At 39.8% G+C, this 16510-nt stretch carries 16 protein-coding genes; 11 read left to right on the forward strand and 5 right to left on the reverse strand.

Features of this window, described 5'->3' with window-relative positions; genetic code table 11:
* The first annotated feature begins 226 nt into the window (after positions 1 to 226).
* Positions 227 to 1426, forward strand: coding sequence for an MFS transporter (locus H9647_RS10750; protein ID WP_191799842.1), 1200 nt, complete (start codon positions 227 to 229; stop codon positions 1424 to 1426).
* A 174-nt stretch (positions 1427 to 1600) separates the two neighbouring features.
* On the opposite strand, the gene H9647_RS10755 is transcribed toward H9647_RS10750, so the two are convergent.
* Entirely contained in the window at positions 1601 to 2830 is a 1230-nt protein-coding gene (locus H9647_RS10755; RefSeq protein ID WP_191799765.1) for a cytochrome P450, read from the reverse strand.
* A gap of 233 nt (positions 2831 to 3063) precedes the next feature.
* Here H9647_RS10755 and H9647_RS10760 point away from each other — a divergent pair, with 233 nt between their 5' ends.
* The gene (locus tag H9647_RS10760; protein ID WP_191799766.1) at positions 3064 to 3576 is read left to right on the forward strand and encodes a PadR family transcriptional regulator; all 513 of its coding nucleotides are present in this window, start codon (positions 3064 to 3066) and stop codon (positions 3574 to 3576) included.
* Positions 3577 to 3707: 131 nt separating this feature from the next.
* On the forward strand, positions 3708 to 4313 hold the full coding sequence (locus tag H9647_RS10765; protein ID WP_191799767.1) for a pentapeptide repeat-containing protein: 606 nt from the start codon (positions 3708 to 3710) through the stop codon (positions 4311 to 4313).
* 102 nt (positions 4314 to 4415) lie between these two features.
* Here H9647_RS10765 and H9647_RS10770 read toward each other — a convergent pair whose 3' ends face one another.
* Together H9647_RS10770 and H9647_RS10775 are read right to left on the reverse strand one after the other, a co-directional pair.
* Positions 4416 to 4778, reverse strand: a complete 363-nt coding sequence (locus H9647_RS10770; protein WP_191799768.1) for a hypothetical protein — start codon at positions 4776 to 4778, stop codon at positions 4416 to 4418.
* A gap of 87 nt (positions 4779 to 4865) precedes the next feature.
* A complete protein-coding gene (locus tag H9647_RS10775; protein WP_191799769.1) occupies positions 4866 to 5666 on the reverse strand; it encodes a helix-turn-helix domain-containing protein in 801 nt (266 codons plus the stop codon).
* 134 nt (positions 5667 to 5800) lie between these two features.
* Here H9647_RS10775 and H9647_RS10780 point away from each other — a divergent pair, with 134 nt between their 5' ends.
* The 4 genes from H9647_RS10780 to H9647_RS10795 all read left to right on the forward strand — a co-directional run bounded on the left by H9647_RS10780 (position 5801) and on the right by H9647_RS10795 (position 9728).
* Positions 5801 to 6610: a phytanoyl-CoA dioxygenase family protein gene (locus tag H9647_RS10780; RefSeq protein WP_191799770.1), complete on the forward strand. Its 810-nt coding sequence runs from the start codon at positions 5801 to 5803 to the stop codon at positions 6608 to 6610.
* Between the two features lie 122 nt (positions 6611 to 6732).
* Positions 6733 to 7869 carry a glycoside hydrolase family 88/105 protein gene (locus H9647_RS10785; protein ID WP_191799771.1) on the forward strand — a complete coding sequence of 379 codons (1137 nt, stop codon included), beginning with the start codon at positions 6733 to 6735 and terminating at the stop codon, positions 7867 to 7869.
* Between the two features lie 267 nt (positions 7870 to 8136).
* Positions 8137 to 9207 carry a glycosyltransferase gene (locus tag H9647_RS10790; RefSeq protein ID WP_191799772.1) on the forward strand — a complete coding sequence of 357 codons (1071 nt, stop codon included), beginning with the start codon at positions 8137 to 8139 and terminating at the stop codon, positions 9205 to 9207.
* A 20-nt stretch (positions 9208 to 9227) separates the two neighbouring features.
* Positions 9228 to 9728, forward strand: a complete 501-nt coding sequence (locus H9647_RS10795) for a PIG-L family deacetylase (protein WP_191799773.1) — start codon at positions 9228 to 9230, stop codon at positions 9726 to 9728.
* A 124-nt stretch (positions 9729 to 9852) separates the two neighbouring features.
* Here H9647_RS10795 and H9647_RS10800 read toward each other — a convergent pair whose 3' ends face one another.
* The gene (locus tag H9647_RS10800) at positions 9853 to 10593 is read right to left on the reverse strand and encodes a glycosyltransferase (RefSeq protein WP_191799774.1); all 741 of its coding nucleotides are present in this window, start codon (positions 10591 to 10593) and stop codon (positions 9853 to 9855) included.
* 1 nt (position 10594) lies between these two features.
* Positions 10595 to 11614: a glycosyltransferase gene (locus tag H9647_RS10805; RefSeq protein ID WP_191799775.1), complete on the reverse strand. Its 1020-nt coding sequence runs from the start codon at positions 11612 to 11614 to the stop codon at positions 10595 to 10597.
* A 202-nt stretch (positions 11615 to 11816) separates the two neighbouring features.
* Between H9647_RS10805 and H9647_RS10810 the strand changes: the two genes are divergently transcribed.
* The 4 genes from H9647_RS10810 to H9647_RS10825 all read left to right on the forward strand — a co-directional run bounded on the left by H9647_RS10810 (position 11817) and on the right by H9647_RS10825 (position 16501).
* Entirely contained in the window at positions 11817 to 12806 is a 990-nt protein-coding gene (locus H9647_RS10810; protein WP_191799776.1) for a sugar phosphate nucleotidyltransferase, read from the forward strand.
* A complete protein-coding gene (locus tag H9647_RS10815) occupies positions 12803 to 14095 on the forward strand; it encodes a UDP-glucose dehydrogenase family protein (RefSeq protein ID WP_191799777.1) in 1293 nt (430 codons plus the stop codon). Before H9647_RS10810 ends, H9647_RS10815 begins: the two co-directional genes overlap by 4 nt.
* A gap of 223 nt (positions 14096 to 14318) precedes the next feature.
* Complete coding sequence (locus H9647_RS10820) at positions 14319 to 14987, forward strand: hypothetical protein (RefSeq protein ID WP_191799778.1); 669 nt, start codon at positions 14319 to 14321, stop codon at positions 14985 to 14987.
* 170 nt (positions 14988 to 15157) lie between these two features.
* Entirely contained in the window at positions 15158 to 16501 is a 1344-nt protein-coding gene (locus tag H9647_RS10825; RefSeq protein WP_191799779.1) for an MATE family efflux transporter, read from the forward strand.
* Positions 16502 to 16510: the final 9 nt, after the last annotated feature.

The raw sequence follows: 16510 nt of genomic DNA on the forward strand, positions 1-16510 counted from the left end.
GCTAAATAGTAAGCAGCGTCCTTCTTTTTATGCAGCTCGCTTCACGAAGAGCGTAAATTGAACATCAGCATTCATTCTAGTTCCGTATTCTTATATACCGAATTTAAATTATTATATTTATAAAGTAATTTTCTCGATATAGTATAATGATATGTTCATATAAAGGGATAAGGAGACTTTCATCACAGTGAAAAAAAGTGCAGGGAAATTCAACAAAATTTATGCTATGCAGCTTGCTACCATATTTATCGGTTTTATCATTTTTGGTTTTTCAGAAAACATAAAAGGACCTGCGATTCCACGAATTCAGTTCGATTATATGTTAAATGAATCTCAGCTTGGCACCTTATTATCGCTTAATGCATTAGGTTATTTGCTTGCTTGTTCTTTTACAGCTTACCTGACAAGAATATGGGGAATTAAACTGGTAACGGTTTTATCTTTTGCATCCATGGCTTTCTCAGGTATATTAATATTCTTCTCACAGCAGTATGTCATGTTTTCTGCCTCTTATTTTTTAATGTATATCGGTAACGGGATGCTAGAGATCGGATTAGCAATTCTAGGGGCTCGCATTTTTGTTAAGAACACGGGAACGATGATGAACTTAACCCACGGCTTTTATGGTCTTAGTTCGACGGTAGCGCCACTTATTGCAACAGGTCTCATGCAGGTTACAATTAACGGCCACACACTGGACTGGCGTGGAATGTATCTAGTAATGTTGCTATTATCCTTGATTCCCATTGTTTTCGCGCTGTTTAGTTCTTTTCCTGGCGATGATATTTCAAGAGAAGACCGAGTTCCTCTTAAAACTCTAATTAAAGATCCTGTTTTATGGCTCATGGTGCTTATCCTATCCTTTGGTGTTGTATCTGAATTGGCTGTAGGAGGTTGGCTCGTTAACTTTTTAGAAAAAGCTTACGGTTGGGATACCGTTTCCGCATCGGGAATGCTCTCTGCATTCTTCTTATGTTTTTCACTTGCAAGATTATTGCTTGGACCGTTAACAGACAAAATCGGTTTTACTATATCCTTAACTATTTTTTCAGGCATCTCTGCGGTTTGTACGTTTATTGCTATTTTTGGTGGAAAAGAACTAGCCTTTTTCTTTGCCGCCGCTGGAATAGGTATTGCTATGATTTATCCTACAGTGATGGCTTTTATTGCTAGGAGATATCCTAATGGGAGTGACACGGCGATCACTTTTACGGTAACGCTTATGGGAGTCGGTAGTGTAATTGGTAATTATCTGATCGGGTTAGTAACGGAAATAACAAAAGGTATTTTCGGAGCAGATACTCAGTTGGGGCTATATCGTGGACTCCAGGCCGGGTATGGATTTATCGGTTTATGTGCAGCTTTGTGTATGGTTACAGGAATTATCTTATATATTTATTTAGGTAAAAGGAAAGAGATCATTTAAGTTAAAGATAGGTTTTACATACATCTATTCATAACGAAAGTTATCATGAAAAAAGAGCAACCTTAGTCCAGTTGAGTGACGAACTAAGGTTGCTTTTGATGTTTTTTAGTAATGATCTGTTAACTTCAAAAATTGGCTACCTTATACATAGAGAGAGTTACTCATCAGAGAGATTTATTTATACACACGAACAGGCAGGGAGATTAAGGTTTGCCCTGTTGCTGCAGGCGTTAAATTTTGTTCAAGCTTAAAGTCTGATACGGGTTCAATTCGTGAAAATTTATCCATGAATAACCCGATCCCTATATTCGCTTCCATCCGTGCCAGAGGAGCACCCAAGCAAAAATGAGGCCCATTGCCGAAAGTTAAATGCTGTTTGTTGTTGGAACGGTGAATGTCTAAAGTAAACGGGTTGCTGAATACTTCTTCATCCATGTTCGCTGCGCTCATCCAAGCAACGACGACATCACCTTTCTTTAAGGGAACGCCTAACAAGTCGTTATCTTTTTTGACAGTCCGGTCCATTTTTGCAATGTTAAACCGGAAACGGAGCATTTCTTCTACCGTGTTAGGCAGCAGTTCGCGGTTTGCTCGGACTTCTTCGTATATTTGATCATTGTCATAGAGGAACGAGTAAAACGTGTTCGCGAGTAAATGGCTCGTTGTTTCGATGCCAGCACCGAGAATAAACATCGTCATTCTTACAATCTCGTCATCCGTTAGACGTTCCCCGTCTACTTCAGCCTGGATCAGATCCGATATGATGTCGTCCGCTAGATTTGATCGTTTCTGTACAATATAAGGGAAGAGATAATTATAGTATTCCTTGGCGGCTTCGCGTTTTAATTCATTTACCTTTTCTGCATTCTCTTTTGGAATGGGGAGGAATAAATCGTATACCCAGTTCTGGAATAACTCACGGTCTTTAGAAGGGACACCTAACAGATCGGCAATCACAATTGTAGGAAGGGCGCTGGCAAAATCTTTAACAACATCAATGACTTGTTTCTCTTCTATATCGCTGAGAAGCCCATTCACAATTTCATGAATTCGAGGCTCCCATAATTTTAAACTGCGCGGTGTGAAAGCAGCTGAAAGTAACGAACGGCTTTTTCTGTGTTCAGGAGGATCGGACATAAGATTCACTTTGCCCATATGTTTTCCCTCATCATTATCAGCACCAACGCTGATGGTAGTACGTGTTCTTACACTGGAGAAATGTTCATAATCACTAAGCACTTTTTTTACATCTTTGTACCGATATACATTCCACGTATTCGTTGCTTCATTAAAGCTTACCGGTTCATTTTCTAGTTTGTTCTTATACCATTCGTAAGGATTAAATTCGTGGGTAGGTGATTGAAATTGAGTGATTTCCTCTAAGGAGATGATTTCATTTTTCATGTCGTATCCTCCTCTGATTTTTGAATTGATGTTCCTTACTGGCAAGTTGTGTTAAATTAACATATGTTATTTTAACACAGGAGAGTAAATTGGTGATACATCCCAACGACCCATGGCTTAAAGTCTAGTACCTATTAAAAATATGTCGAATTCTGATTGAATTAAGACTAGCGGTTGTTTCGATAACAAGGCATAATTCAGATACAACAGTAATTAATGAAAGGGAAGCGTTCATGTATATCGAACTACTTATATTAATGCAGATTGAAGAATCTCCGAAATATGGATACGAAATTAAAAAAGAAATACAGAATGATTTAGGATATTTAACGGATGTTAATCACAATATGCTATATCCGACGTTGCGGCGTTTTACAGAGCAAGGTTTTGTTACGAAGAAGATTAATGAACAAAATGGGAGACCCAATCAATATGTATATGAAATTACGGATTCTGGTCGAAGAAAGATTACCGATTTAATAAATGCTTTTTCGGATAAAGAGTCGAAGCATCAAATTGAGTTTTTGATCAGGGTATCTCTTTTTCAGCGAATTTCGAAAGAAAACCAGCTTCGAATCTTGAATATGAGAAAAAAAGATCTGGAATTACTCGAAGCAGATCTTACGAAATGGCAAAAGAAACATGTTCGTGATATGTACAGGTATGAAGTGTTACAACTATCCATCGCTCAGGTGAGAGGTGAGATGAAATGGATACAAGAGCTAATTCGTAAGGAGGGGGAGTAGAAGGAGTCAACTTCTGTTCTCTTTTTATAATGTGATAAAAAATAAAATTCTTGACATTTACTCCTAGTGATACAGGTGCTTGACAGCCGTTTGTTATACTATAACTACTACCCATTCATAGGAGGCATTACATGTTTCAACATAGTAATCAGCATTACGAAGAAGTTAACTTCAGCACTCAAGATTTAAGGTATGGAGAACTCATCAGCTGTACATTTTATCGTTGTTCGTTCATGAACGGTTCATTGGAAGAGATCACGTCCAGCAACTGCCGGTTTATGGAGTGTGATTTTCGTGGAGCATCTCTGAACGGTTCCATTCATAAAGAAAGTGCATTTGAGAATTGCAACTTTAAAGGAGCTAATCTTTATGTTTCGAAATTTGAACAATGTAAAATGACGGGCTCCGATTTTTCAGGTGCAGATATTGATGGCATCACGATCGTCGAAGGGGATTGGTCATATACAAATCTAAGACATTCCCGGCTTAATAAACAGGATTTGCGAGGAGTTAAGTTTTATGAAGCTGACTTGTCAGGTGCCAATCTGGAAAAAGCCGATTTAAGAAATAGTGATTTAACAATGGCAGTATTAGCTAAAGCGAATATGCAGGGGGCTGACCTAAGAGGATCTGCGATGCAAGGCGTGGATTTCAAAACGCTGAGCATTGCAGGCGTGCGAATGGACACGGATCAGGCGGTATTGTTTACACTTTCTCATGGAGCAAAGGTGGACTAACGAGCGGAACTAGAGAAAACAAAAGATAACACCGGTATAATGCTGGTGTTTTTGTCTTTTTTAAATCTAATGTTTTTTACGCAAAAATAAGTAAGAACCGTCTTACATAAGACGGTTCTCCAAAGATTCGATTGCAAGGAGTAGTGCAGTTAAGCGACGCTCATTTAATGTTTTTTGAGAACTGCCTTCTTTTGCTTTTGTTATTTGTTTTTCAATAGAGGGAAGGATACCTTGCAGGACTTCTTTAGAAGTCAATATGATTTCTTCGTTATAGTTAAAATCCTCCTCATTCCAAGTCCCTTTTAAGCTTTCTAAACCAATCTTCACTGCGTTCAGTCTTTTTTTGACAAGAGTTGTGCTTGAACCTTTTTCTGTCATGGTTTTATAAGCATTCGTAAGTTTATTCATCGTTGACTCCAAGGATTTAATGGACAAATCCTGGATTTCTTGGCTAACCGTATTCATATACAAACCACACTTTCATTTTAATAAACCAACATCCTTTAACAAGTTGCTAAACGCTTTGCTCTCACCTTGGCATTTTCCGAATACTCATCCTTTATCTTTTCTAAACTTTGCTGGGCTTACCCCTATCATTCTACGAAACAGATTGGCAAAATGATTATAGTTATTAAATCCTACATCATGTGCTGCTTCGGTTGCCGTTCTCCCCATATGTTCCATATAGATAGCAGCCTGCTTGATTCTCATTCGATTCACATGTTCAATCATACTTTCACCCATTTCTTCTTTAAAAAGATGAGACAGTCTTGAAGAAGATAAGCCGGCGGCATCTGCTAAATCTTGAATTCGTATCTCGTTATTCATAGAGTGAGACAGGTTTTGCAAAGTAAGGATGATTCGCGGGTCGTGCTTTCTATGTAATTGCTGTGCGAGTAGCAGGATAATCTCCCGAATTGTATTTTCACATAAAGCATACCAATAATCCGATCGCTCTCTAGCATGATAGAGGATATGTTCCAATCCATCGGTAACTCGTTGCTGGGTATATCCATCCGGGATAGGTACGATAAGAAACTCTTCCTGAGGCAAATAACTTATTTCCATGAGTTTATGAAAATGAACCCAGATAAAGTTCCAACGACAGCCTTCCACTGTACCATATTCATGAGGAGTGTCGGCACGTAGTAGTCCAAGTTCTCCTGCATGTATATGTTTACACCCCTCTGGTGTATGGAAATATCCTTCCCCTTCGAGTGTGTATACCATGAGCCAGTCTCCCATTCCCTTGGGGCGGCTGTGACTATATGTGTCGTCTTCATTAAAATGTCCGCTCAGAATATCTCCATAACGCGTAGCTGTATAATTCACAGTTCGATATTGAGGAGCCATGCATTGTCCTCCTAATTCGAGATCGGTAGCAGAATCCATGCAGTTTACAGCAAGAATCCTACTTCTTATCTATTATGGATTCCTGTAAGCTGTTGTCAACCGATAAGGTATGTTTAATAAGGAGATGAGTAGCCGTGAACAAAGAGTTGAAAACGCTATCCCCCGATCAGTGGAATCTGTTTCAAAAGGAAGGGTATATCATCGTAAAAGGGCTGTTTAGTGAAGAGGATCTATGCCGGATTGATGATACATTTGATGATATCAGTAATTCATTTATTCCAGGTTATTTCGAACCTGATTTGGAGACTGCTTCAGGCGATCCACTGAAACGGTACCCAAGGGTCATGCATCCGCACCGTTTCAATGAAACGGCTAAATCCTACATGCTGCATAAACCGGTACTTGAAGTACTTGAAGATCTCTATGGTGAAGAAGCGCTAGCTGCACAAAGTATGTTCTATTATAAGCCACCCGGCTCCCGAGGTCAGGCACTGCATCAAGATAATTTTTATTTACAGGTAGAGCCTGGCAACTGTATAGCGGCTTGGACTGCCATTGATCCTGCTACACTTGAGAATGGCGGACTGCTTGTAGTACCTCAAACTAGCGAACATGATATCGTATGTCCGGAAGAGGCGGATTCCAAAGAATCTTTTACGACGCACTATGTGAAACCGCCAAAGGATACATCAGCCATACCTGCAATTATGGATCGTGGAGATGTATTATTTTTTAATGGGAATCTTATTCACGGTTCGTACCGGAACAAAACAAAAGATCAATTCCGCCGCGCTTTTATCTGCCACTATGTGGGTGCATCCGCCACTCATATCAGTAATCATTATCGTCCTCTGTATCGTGCAGACGGTTCTGCCATTGATCTTGAGATAAATCCGGATGGGGGACCTTGCGGTGTAGAGTTCGATAATGTTTATCCTCATTAATCATGTGCACTCAAATGGGATTAAGACGGAAAACTCTATATCAATTACCAATTGTGAACGCTATAATATGATCTATATGAATTGCCTATTATGAAAGACTAGACGAAGGAGGTAGGAAAATAATGATCCTGATTCAATCAGAGTGTGAGTGGGCAACAAAGGTGGCTGCTTCCATCATGGAACGAACACCTAAGCTGTATGAGGGTGAAGGCTATAATGGAAAATGGTCATATGATTACGGTGTAATATTGAAAGGATTCGCGAAACTGTGGCAGATTACCGGTGAAGCTCAATATTTTCAGTACATTCGGGACAATATGGATCATTTCATACAGGATGATGGTACGATTCGAGGATACCGTCAGGAAGAATATAATATTGATCATATAAACAATGGTAAGCTTCTGTTTGTACTATACAATGAGACAGGTGAAGAAAAATATAAAAAGGCTGCTGCTCTCCTTCGCGATCAACTTCGCAGCCATCCGCGCACTTCGGAAGGCGCTTTTTGGCATAAACAAGTATACCCTCATCAGATCTGGCTGGATGGGCTTTATATGGGATCGCCTTTTTACTTAGAGTACTTGCTGAATTTTGAACAGGATGGTGATATTGGAGATGTGACCCGGCAATTTATTCTTTGTGAACGGCATACCAAAGACGAACAGACGGGACTCTTATTCCATGCTTGGGACGAGAAACGGGAACAGCCGTGGGCAGATCGGGTAACGGGATTATCACCGAATTTTTGGGGAAGGTCACTTGGTTGGTATGTGATGGCTTTAGTTGATGTCCTGGAACTTTTGCCAGCAAATCATCAAGATCGAGGGGAGCTTACTCGTATCTTGAATGATACTTTAGACGCTCTTCGTGAGGTGCAGGATCCGGATTCGGGTGTATGGTATCAAGTAGTAAATGAAGGGTCACGCAAAGGTAACTATTTGGAAGCTTCCGCTTCCAGTATGATTGTATACGCGATTGCTAAAGGGCTTCGTCTGAATTTGCTTTCTTCGGAATGGTTGAATGTATTAGATCAGGCCTATGCTGGTCTTATTGCTGAATTTATTCTGGAGACAAAAGAAGGCTGGGTTAACCTGAATAAAAATTGCCAGGTTGCAGGACTTGGTGGCAATTCCCGCCGAGATGGAACTTATGCCTACTATATCAGTGAACCGATCATTACGAATGATCAAAAGGGACTGGGAGCATTTTTGCAGGCAACCACGGAATATGAGAATCTAAACCGGCCTACTCACTAAGCCATATAAAATCAAAAGTTAAATAATCAGAGGATGTATACTGTAGAAGTCGCCAAATTTGGCGGCTTTTTTGTTTTTTGTTTTTTGTTTCATACTTGAATTCTATTAGTAAGGGTCAGCAAGCAGTTAATCATGATACATACATATGAAAAATAATAAACATCATGTCTATCAACTATTCTAGTGAATATAGACGTATTTCCGTAACGGAAACTCACTTCCTTCCATAGTATATAAAATAGATTTTGAGACAGTGGAGGGAGAATTATGGAAGCAATACGTTTACTCATGATTATAGATAAGTTCGAGGTAGGTGGAACAGAGACATATGTATCCGCTGTCGTAGAAGAATTGTTGAGACGTAAGATTGCTGTCTATGTAGCAGGTAAACCAGGTAATCTACTGTCAAAGTTTAAAGCGATTGGTTGTCCTACTTTTACGAATATTCGTAATCAGGAAAAGTTTGAGAGATGGATTGTAAAACATAAGATTAACATGATCAATGCTCACCACGAAACGACGGGAACACTCGGCAGCCAACTCAGCAAGAAACTGAAAATCCCATTTATATTCACCATCCACGGAACCTACTATCCACGCTCCCTGATTAATAGAGTCATGAAGAAATGCGACGAACGTAAGGCCGTAATCAGTGTCAGTTTTCCCGTGAAAAAATGGCTTGAAGAAAAAAACATCTCCTCCATTGTGATCCCAAACGGTATCAATACAGAACAATTTATATATAGCAAAAATAGAGAACTTCTCAAACAGCTTGGCATACCTAGAAAATCGAGAGTGCTCTTGTATGTCAGTCGCTTAGAAGACGAAAAAGGAGATGTCTGCAAAGATTTCATTCGAGCGGCTCAGCGTTTTATGGATAAAGAAGCGGATGTACAGGTGGTAATCGTCGGCGGTGGTCCCGATCTGAATAGTGTACAAAAACTGGCTGCAAAAAAACACGCTCAGCGAATTCATATATTAGGAGAGAGACTAGACACGGTCTCACTATTCTCCATCAGCGATGTGGTAATTGGTACAGGAAGAGTTGCCCTTGAAGCCATGTCCTGTAAACGCCCAGTGATTGCGATTGGCAGTAAAGGGGTCTTTGGTATTGTGAAACCAGAAAATTTTAATGTGGCCTGGAAGTATTATTTTGGGGATCACAGAGCTAAACAAACGGCGGATACGAAAAGAATTGAGCGATTAATCGGTGCTGCACTCCGTTCAAAGAAAACATCTGCCGTATGGGGAGACGCAGGACGAGAGTTTGTTAAGAATAAGTTTCATATATCAGGTATCACGGATAAGTTACTCGCTGTATATCACAAGATGGTCTAAAGAAGCTGGGGGATTGCTTTATGATAAACAAACTTATGATTGTCGCTCATCCGGATGACGAGATTATCTTTGGAGGAGCTTTTCTTTTAGCTGAAAAGGGATGGAAGGTCATTTGTGTAACAAATGGCGGAAATAAAGTTCGTTCCAAAGAGTTTAGAAAAGTGATGAAAGACATTGGAGCTAAATATGAAATGTGGGATTACAAGGATAAATGGGGAGGAGATTTTAACCGTAAGTCGTTAAAGAAAGATATAGAGAACGTGCTTAAAGCGAGTCCCGAGATTAACATGATCGTTACCCATAGTAAGGGAGGAGAGTACGGACACTCGCAGCATAAAGCTCTGCATGAGATTGTGAAAGAGATTGCACCCGATAAACTATATATTTTCAAACGTTCGAAGCAAAAATTGGACAAAGGAGTATTGAGGCGAAAATATACGCTGCTCAAACGATATAAAAGTCAGGATATTGATTGGTTGAAAAAATATATTGAATACGAGAATATACGAAAATACAAATAAAATCGGATTTCCTTTTCTGAATATCATGGCGAAAAGGGCTGTGAGATGATCTCCATACGGAGTTCTCAGACAGCCCTCTACCTACCATTAGGATGGTTTGCTAAATTCTCTAATAGATGAGAAGTTAGGATGATTTATGAGAAAAAGGGTTAGCATACTCCTCATAATCATCAGGAATATTAGCAGTTGCAAAGTTTGTGAAATCATCTGTGTAGGCGACGAGTTCGCAAGATTTCATATATTGTTTGGTGGCTCTTTTTTGCGTGTGAGATTGTATGTTTTTTCTGCGAACACAAACGTAATTTTTACTAGACACATAATAGATCTTATACCCAGCGTTGTAACACTTTTTCAACCATTTCGCGTCAGATCCTCCGATGGTATCCTCCGGAAACTTGATTTTTTTCCATACGCTTTTTCGAAAGAATAATGTTCCGCCTTTCAGCCTTCTTCCGAGCATGTGTTCTTTTCCTTGACGGTACTCCATGAGCGCTTTCTTTTCCTCGAAGTATACATAAGTGGAATGTTTACCGACGATCGGTGCTTTTTTTGCCCTCAAGGCGAGAAGAGATTCTTTTAAATAATGGGGTCCATAGTAATCATCATCATCGAATTTTGCGATAAAAGTTCCCTTTGCTCTTTCAATGGCCCAATTCAGACATTTTCCTAAAGTGTAACGCTCGGGGAGCTTGTAGACTCTCACATTATCATATTCTTTTGCTTTTTTCTTCCATGCTTTAAGACTCATACTGTCATTATTCAGGATAATGATTAGTTCTTTATTCTGCCACTCCTGCCGTTCATAATTCGAAAAAATGTTGTCCATGAACTCGGGTCTCATGGTGCAAGCGATGATGGAAGCCATATTATCTGTTCAACTCCTTATCTATAATCGCTTTTTTTTTACTCCATGTAGAATTTTTCGTTACTTTATATTTTTTCTTTTTGATTACCTTTTTATAAAGCTTTAAAAAGTTATCTGTCATTACTTTATCTGAATAATATTTCTTAACGTACAAGCGGCACGTTTTTGGGGAGGGATAAGATTTACCACTTTTCACTTTGCGCGACATCTCATTCACATTATTACAGAGTAGCTGTGGCAAGCCATGAAGGACTTCAGGAATGGCTCCTGCTTTGAATGCAAGCACGGGTGTGCCGCAAGCTAATGCTTCAATGAGAACTAAACCGAAAGGTTCATTCCAAGTGGAAGTAAATAGGACACAGCTTGCTTCAGATAACAGTTTCATTTTCTGAGCGCCGCCAACAGGACCAATAAACCGGATCTTGTCATTTAAATGAGGTTTAATTTGTTCATTAAAGTACGCTACATAATTTGGGTTGTTATTAAAGGTCCCTGCGATAATCAGCTCTTTGCCTGTTTTCTGCGCGACCTCAACGGCAAGATGAACACCTTTTCCACTCATCATTCTGCCAATAAAGAGTAAGTAACCTTTTTTCTGCTTTTTATAAGGGTAGTCACTTAGACGGATTCCATTATGAACATAATAGCCTTTTTTGTTGATGTCTCTTATTTTTTTGCTGACAAACACAGGGATTTGGCTTCCTGCCGCGCTTTTAGAATGTGAATTACGGATGGTGGGAATAGGAGGGTTAGACTTGGCTACGATGCCGTAGTGGTCATGAATGATATCTACATCAGAAGGAGTGTTTTTAATGATAAATTCTAGTTGTTCTTCTTTACTATCTGATGGATATTCAAACGTTTTCGTCGCACGGGTGTTCGATCCTTTTTTTGCAAAGAGAATCACTTCATGCCCCCGATTAACTAATTCTTCCGTAAGATAATAAACATCTCGCTGCGTACCGCCGTAATCGATAGGCGGTACGGGAAGTGAATTTGTTGATACTTGAACAATCTTCAAAATGAATCTGCCTCCTTTGAACTAGCCGAAGCTAAGCCTTGCTACTCCACATTCTATGCTGATTGCTTTGGGATGGAATGGGCCTTTTTAGAACCTATTAAACTAATGACTCTTTCTCCTTTAAGGTACGAGAATCCAATCCAAAGCTATTTATTTTTCATAGAATATTGAGAATGTAGTAATGAAAGGAGTGTGCGATCCTTTGAAAGGACTAATCTTATGTGCAGGAAAAGGAACTCGGTTATATCCGTTCACCATTTCTCATCCTAAAACATTGATTCCTGTAGCGAACGTCCCATTGCTTCACGGATGCATTGATAAATTAATCGATCAAAACATAACCGAGATTGGGATCGTGATCCATCCTTCTCAGGAATCTAGTATCAGAGAAAGTGTGCAAAAGATGAACGGGCAAAATATCAGAATTACGTATATCTATCAACTAAGGCCCGCTGGCATTGCAAATGCAATCTTGCAGGCGAAGGATTTTATCGGTCAGGATTCATTTATATTGCTGCTAGGAGATAATCTAATCTCTACTTCACTCCAGATACTCAAAGATCAAGTGGATACAGAGAAAAATGATGCTGCTTTATTGTTAGCCGAGGTGGATTATCCTCAAGATTATGGAATTGCCGAGGTGGTTGGCTCAAAAATAGTACGGCTGGAAGAAAAACCGCAAAAGCCTAAATCCAATTTAGCTGTGCTGGGTGCTTATGCGTTTTCAACATCGGTATTTAAGGCGGCTGAATCGATCCAGCCATCTGCTAGAGGGGAATATGAGATCACGGATGCGATCCAGTGGCTGATTCAGGAAGGGTATCCGGTAGCTTATCAGAAGACAGAAATATCGAGTATTGATGTAGGAACAGTGGAGAGGTGGATTGCAGCCAACCGAAAAATGCTGAAAGAAATGCCATCTGAGAGCTATATTCATCCTTCGGTTATTGTAAAAAATAGTACCATTTTTGGACCTGTCTCTATTGAGCAAAACAGTGTTATAGAAGATGCGGTTATAGGTCCTTATGTATCCATTGGAGAGAACTCGACAATAAATGGCTGCTCTATACAGGACAGTATCCTCCTCAGTGATGTTCACATAAAGAAAATAGGGCAGCCCATTCGGAAGATGGTAATTGGCTCAGGTTCTACTTGGGTCGGGATCGAACAAAAAGGAGAAGATCTAGGATGAATATACTTGTGATTGGCACGGGGTATGTTGGAACAACAACAGCTTTGGTGTTTGCCGAAATGGGATGGAAGGTTACGGGGCTTGACACAGATCAGCAGAAATTAGATCAACTGCAAAAGGGCATCCTATATTTTCATGAACCTGGCTTAAAGGAACTGCTTATAAAACATAATAATTCAGGTCAACTTCAATTCACTTCAAATAAGAAAGAAGCCATCCAAAAGAATGACGTTATATTTATTTGTGTTGGGACCCCTTCACGTCCGGACGGGAGTGCAGATCTATCCTATGTGAAACAGGTGGCAGAAGATGTGGCTTATCATATGAATGGCTATAAACTTGTTGTAAATAAAAGTACAGTTCCCGTGGGAACACAGGAAAAAGTTACGGAATGGATCTCGGAATCGAATAGGCATGCACATCCTTATGATGTCGCTTCTAACCCTGAATTTTTACGTGAGGGAAAGGCATTAGAAGATTCATTACATCCTGACCGTATTATTATTGGAACGGAAAGTGACCGAGCGGCGAAATTGCTTCAGAAGCTGTATTCCTCTATGAATTGTGAAATGATCGAAACGACCCCGCGCACGGCCGAACTCATTAAATATGCATCCAATGCATTCCTTGCCACCAAAATCTCTTATATGAATGAACTTTCCAGGTTAAGCGATCGACTAGATGTAGATATCAGAGAGGTAGCCAAAGGCATGGGTCTCGATCTTAGAATTGGGTCAAGATTCTTGCAAGCCGGAATCGGCTATGGAGGGTCCTGTTTTCCTAAGGATGTATCTGCGTTACAGCAAACGGCTGAAGAGAATGGGATGAAACTGCACATATTAGAACAAGTGGTCAACGTAAATAAAAGCCAATATCTATACTTGCTTGATAAAGCAAAGAATAGACTAGGAGATTTTGCAGGCAAGAAAGTAGCTGTTCTAGGTTTAGCATTTAAACCCGACACTGACGACATCCGTGAAGCTCCGTCACTTCGTTTAATTCAGGACTTACTCGATCAACAAGCTACCGTTCATCTATATGACCCGATTGCCAAACTACCCGCTGGTTTCACACATGAACATCTGACCGTTGTTCCTATGGCTGAAGACGTATTTAAAGAGGCAGATGTAGTATTCATATGTACCGAATGGGCAATGTTCCAAGACCTAGACTGGAAATCATTGTATCAGCAAATGAAGCAGCCCAACCTTTTTGATGGACGGAATATGCTTGACGCGGAGACTATGAAGTCATTAGGTTACTACTATGAAGGCATTGGTTATAAGTAGAAGACAAAAATAGCGATCACAGGAGTGAATACATTCTATTAATGATGTTCATATAGGGAAAAGTGATGTTCTAATAGGGACAAGAGCTTATTATACTAGCTGCCAATTTGGCGGCTTTTTTCTTGTAAAACACGTAAACTAAATGTCATCTGAATGTAACTTTCATAGAAATGATCATGTTACTATGTATATATTACAAATTATACCAGGAGAATGATGCGACATGAAAAAACGATTAAAAGTCATAATGGTGACATGTTCCGCATTTGTATTGATATCCGGTTCTGCTGTCGCTATGACATCCTTGCCACAGATTTATATTAATAATGAGGAATATGCAAATTCCTATGGAAAATTAAAAATCGAAAAAGGTACGGCGATGATTTCTTTGCGCACCATGGTGCAGCTGTTTAAAGGAGAAGTGACATACAAAGACCACGGTATTTATATTACCCTTCCAGAAGCAACTCATTTAGCTAGACAAGTAGATGGTCTGATGAATGGGCTTGCTGCAACAACACCGGAAGAAGCAGCGAATACATGGATTCGCGGAGTTCAGCGTAGAAGCGGTCCAACTCAGTATGCAGTGATGACTTCAGAGTTGCAGAAAAAAACCAAACAAGAATTTGAAGATCATTCCTGGGTTACAGGCGGATCGAGTCCGCATATGGGAACGGTAACGAAGATGGATTCAAAAACCTTGTCAGCAGACAAAGTACAAATTTCATTTGCCTATCCGCTGGTCGTACCTGCTGATGGGATTGTAGATTATGGGAAAGCTGTCCTCACTATTGTGAGAGCAGGTGACCCTGAATATTGGGCGATCTCGGAAATATCTTTACAAGATCCCGGGGATACGGGTCTTATGATTGGTGCTAATCTGATTGATTAGTAGGCCAGCTTCTTCAATTGAAGAAGCTTTTTTCTTGTGGTATTCTTGATAATGCAAATCGTAATATAAACATGTAATTATATGTTTTTCTTCTTAATGAATTGATATCGTTTTGCTTTGCCGATCCTTGTGATCGGTTTTTTATAATTGGAGGAAGGAGATACATAGGAATGAAAGGTACAAACGATTTAACTCAAGGCCCAATTATGCCGACCTTAATGAAATTAGCGCTTCCTATTGTGGCGACGAATTTCATCTCCACCACTTATGGACTTGTGGATATGATCTGGGTTGGAAGACTTGGTAGCGGACCCGTTGCGGCGATTGGTACAGCAAGTTTTTTTATCAATTTAGCAATTGCATTATCTACCTTGATAACGATTGGTACGGGGATTAAAGTATCTCATTGTATGGGAGCAGGTCAGGAAGACAAAGCTAAGTCATATGTGAAAAATGGATTTGTGATGTCTGTTTTGTTAAGTGTACTGTATATGATTTTTGTTTTTCTTGCTCAGGACCAGCTGATTGGTTTCTTTGATCTTGGAAGTAGTGAAGTGGAACGAATGGCAAAACAGTTTCTACTCATCTCTATTTTAGGAACGGTTTTTTCCATACTGAATACGTTATACGCTACGATACTAAATGCAATGGGGAACAGTAAACAACCATTTCGAATTTATACGATTGGACTTATTTTAAATATTGTCTTGGACCCATTCCTCATCTTCGGTTTTGGAAGTTTTGAAGGATGGGGTGTCGTAGGGGCTGCTATTGCGACACTGACAGCAAATATCGTTGTGACCCTGTTATTTTTCTTGCAGACTCGTCATTCTAATCTGGTTACAATTGCACTTGTATGGGATGCCAAGCTTTTAAAAGAAGTCATCCGCATGGGGGTGCCGATCACGATCCAACGCGTTACTTTTACGATGATTTCAATTATTATTGCAAAATTAATTGTACGTTTTGGAGCGGAGGCCATTGCTGTACAAAAAGTAGGAATTCAAATCGAATCGATCTCTTATATGACCATTGGAGGTCTACAAGGTGCGATCGCTGCCTTTTTCGGACAAAATTATGGGGCCCGGCGGATGGATCGTATCCATGAGGGGTATGCCAAAGCGCTCTCGCTGACTTCTGTATTCGGTATTGTTATTTCTCTTATTTTTATACTATTCCCAGAGCAACTGTTTTCTCTATTCTTATCAGATGCGAAGAGTCTCGCTCTTGGAACGGATTATATGCGAATCTTAGGCTATTCTCAGTTGTTTATGTGTCTCGAACTTATGACAGTGGGTGCATTTAATGGAATAGGTAAAACGCATATTCCTCCGTTATTTAGCATCACTTTTACAGCACTAAGAATACCGCTCGCTATCATTTTATCGGAACCTTTCGGTTTAAATGGGATATGGATGGCAATTGCACTAAGCAGTGTGTTTAAAGGTCTGGTTCTCGTCTATTGGTTTAGAAGATCTTTACGCAAAATGGCGGTTCCACAAACGGTGATCTAAAACAAGAAG

The sequence above is a fragment of the Paenibacillus gallinarum genome (genome assembly GCF_014836635.1).
GTDB lineage: Bacteria > Bacillota > Bacilli > Paenibacillales > Paenibacillaceae > Paenibacillus > Paenibacillus gallinarum.

Excerpts from the sequence above, each read along its gene's own strand:
- H9647_RS10760 (WP_191799766.1), top strand. The coding sequence starts at position 3,064 with ATGTATATCGAACTACTTATATTAATGCAGATTGAAGAATCTCCGAAA.
- H9647_RS10790 (WP_191799772.1), top strand. The coding sequence starts at position 8,137 with ATGGAAGCAATACGTTTACTCATGATTATAGATAAGTTCGAGGTAGGT.
- H9647_RS10770 (WP_191799768.1), bottom strand. The coding sequence starts at position 4,778 with ATGAATACGGTTAGCCAAGAAATCCAGGATTTGTCCATTAAATCCTTG.
- H9647_RS10815 (WP_191799777.1), top strand. The coding sequence starts at position 12,803 with ATGAATATACTTGTGATTGGCACGGGGTATGTTGGAACAACAACAGCT.
- H9647_RS10795 (WP_191799773.1), top strand. The coding sequence starts at position 9,228 with ATGATAAACAAACTTATGATTGTCGCTCATCCGGATGACGAGATTATC.
- H9647_RS10800 (WP_191799774.1), bottom strand. The coding sequence starts at position 10,593 with ATGGCTTCCATCATCGCTTGCACCATGAGACCCGAGTTCATGGACAAC.
- H9647_RS10775 (WP_191799769.1), bottom strand. The coding sequence starts at position 5,666 with ATGGCTCCTCAATATCGAACTGTGAATTATACAGCTACGCGTTATGGA.
- H9647_RS10820 (WP_191799778.1), top strand. The coding sequence starts at position 14,319 with ATGAAAAAACGATTAAAAGTCATAATGGTGACATGTTCCGCATTTGTA.
- H9647_RS10755 (WP_191799765.1), bottom strand. The coding sequence starts at position 2,830 with ATGAAAAATGAAATCATCTCCTTAGAGGAAATCACTCAATTTCAATCA.
- H9647_RS10825 (WP_191799779.1), top strand. The coding sequence starts at position 15,158 with ATGAAAGGTACAAACGATTTAACTCAAGGCCCAATTATGCCGACCTTA.
- H9647_RS10750 (WP_191799842.1), top strand. The coding sequence starts at position 227 with ATGCAGCTTGCTACCATATTTATCGGTTTTATCATTTTTGGTTTTTCA.
- H9647_RS10785 (WP_191799771.1), top strand. The coding sequence starts at position 6,733 with ATGATCCTGATTCAATCAGAGTGTGAGTGGGCAACAAAGGTGGCTGCT.
- H9647_RS10765 (WP_191799767.1), top strand. The coding sequence starts at position 3,708 with ATGTTTCAACATAGTAATCAGCATTACGAAGAAGTTAACTTCAGCACT.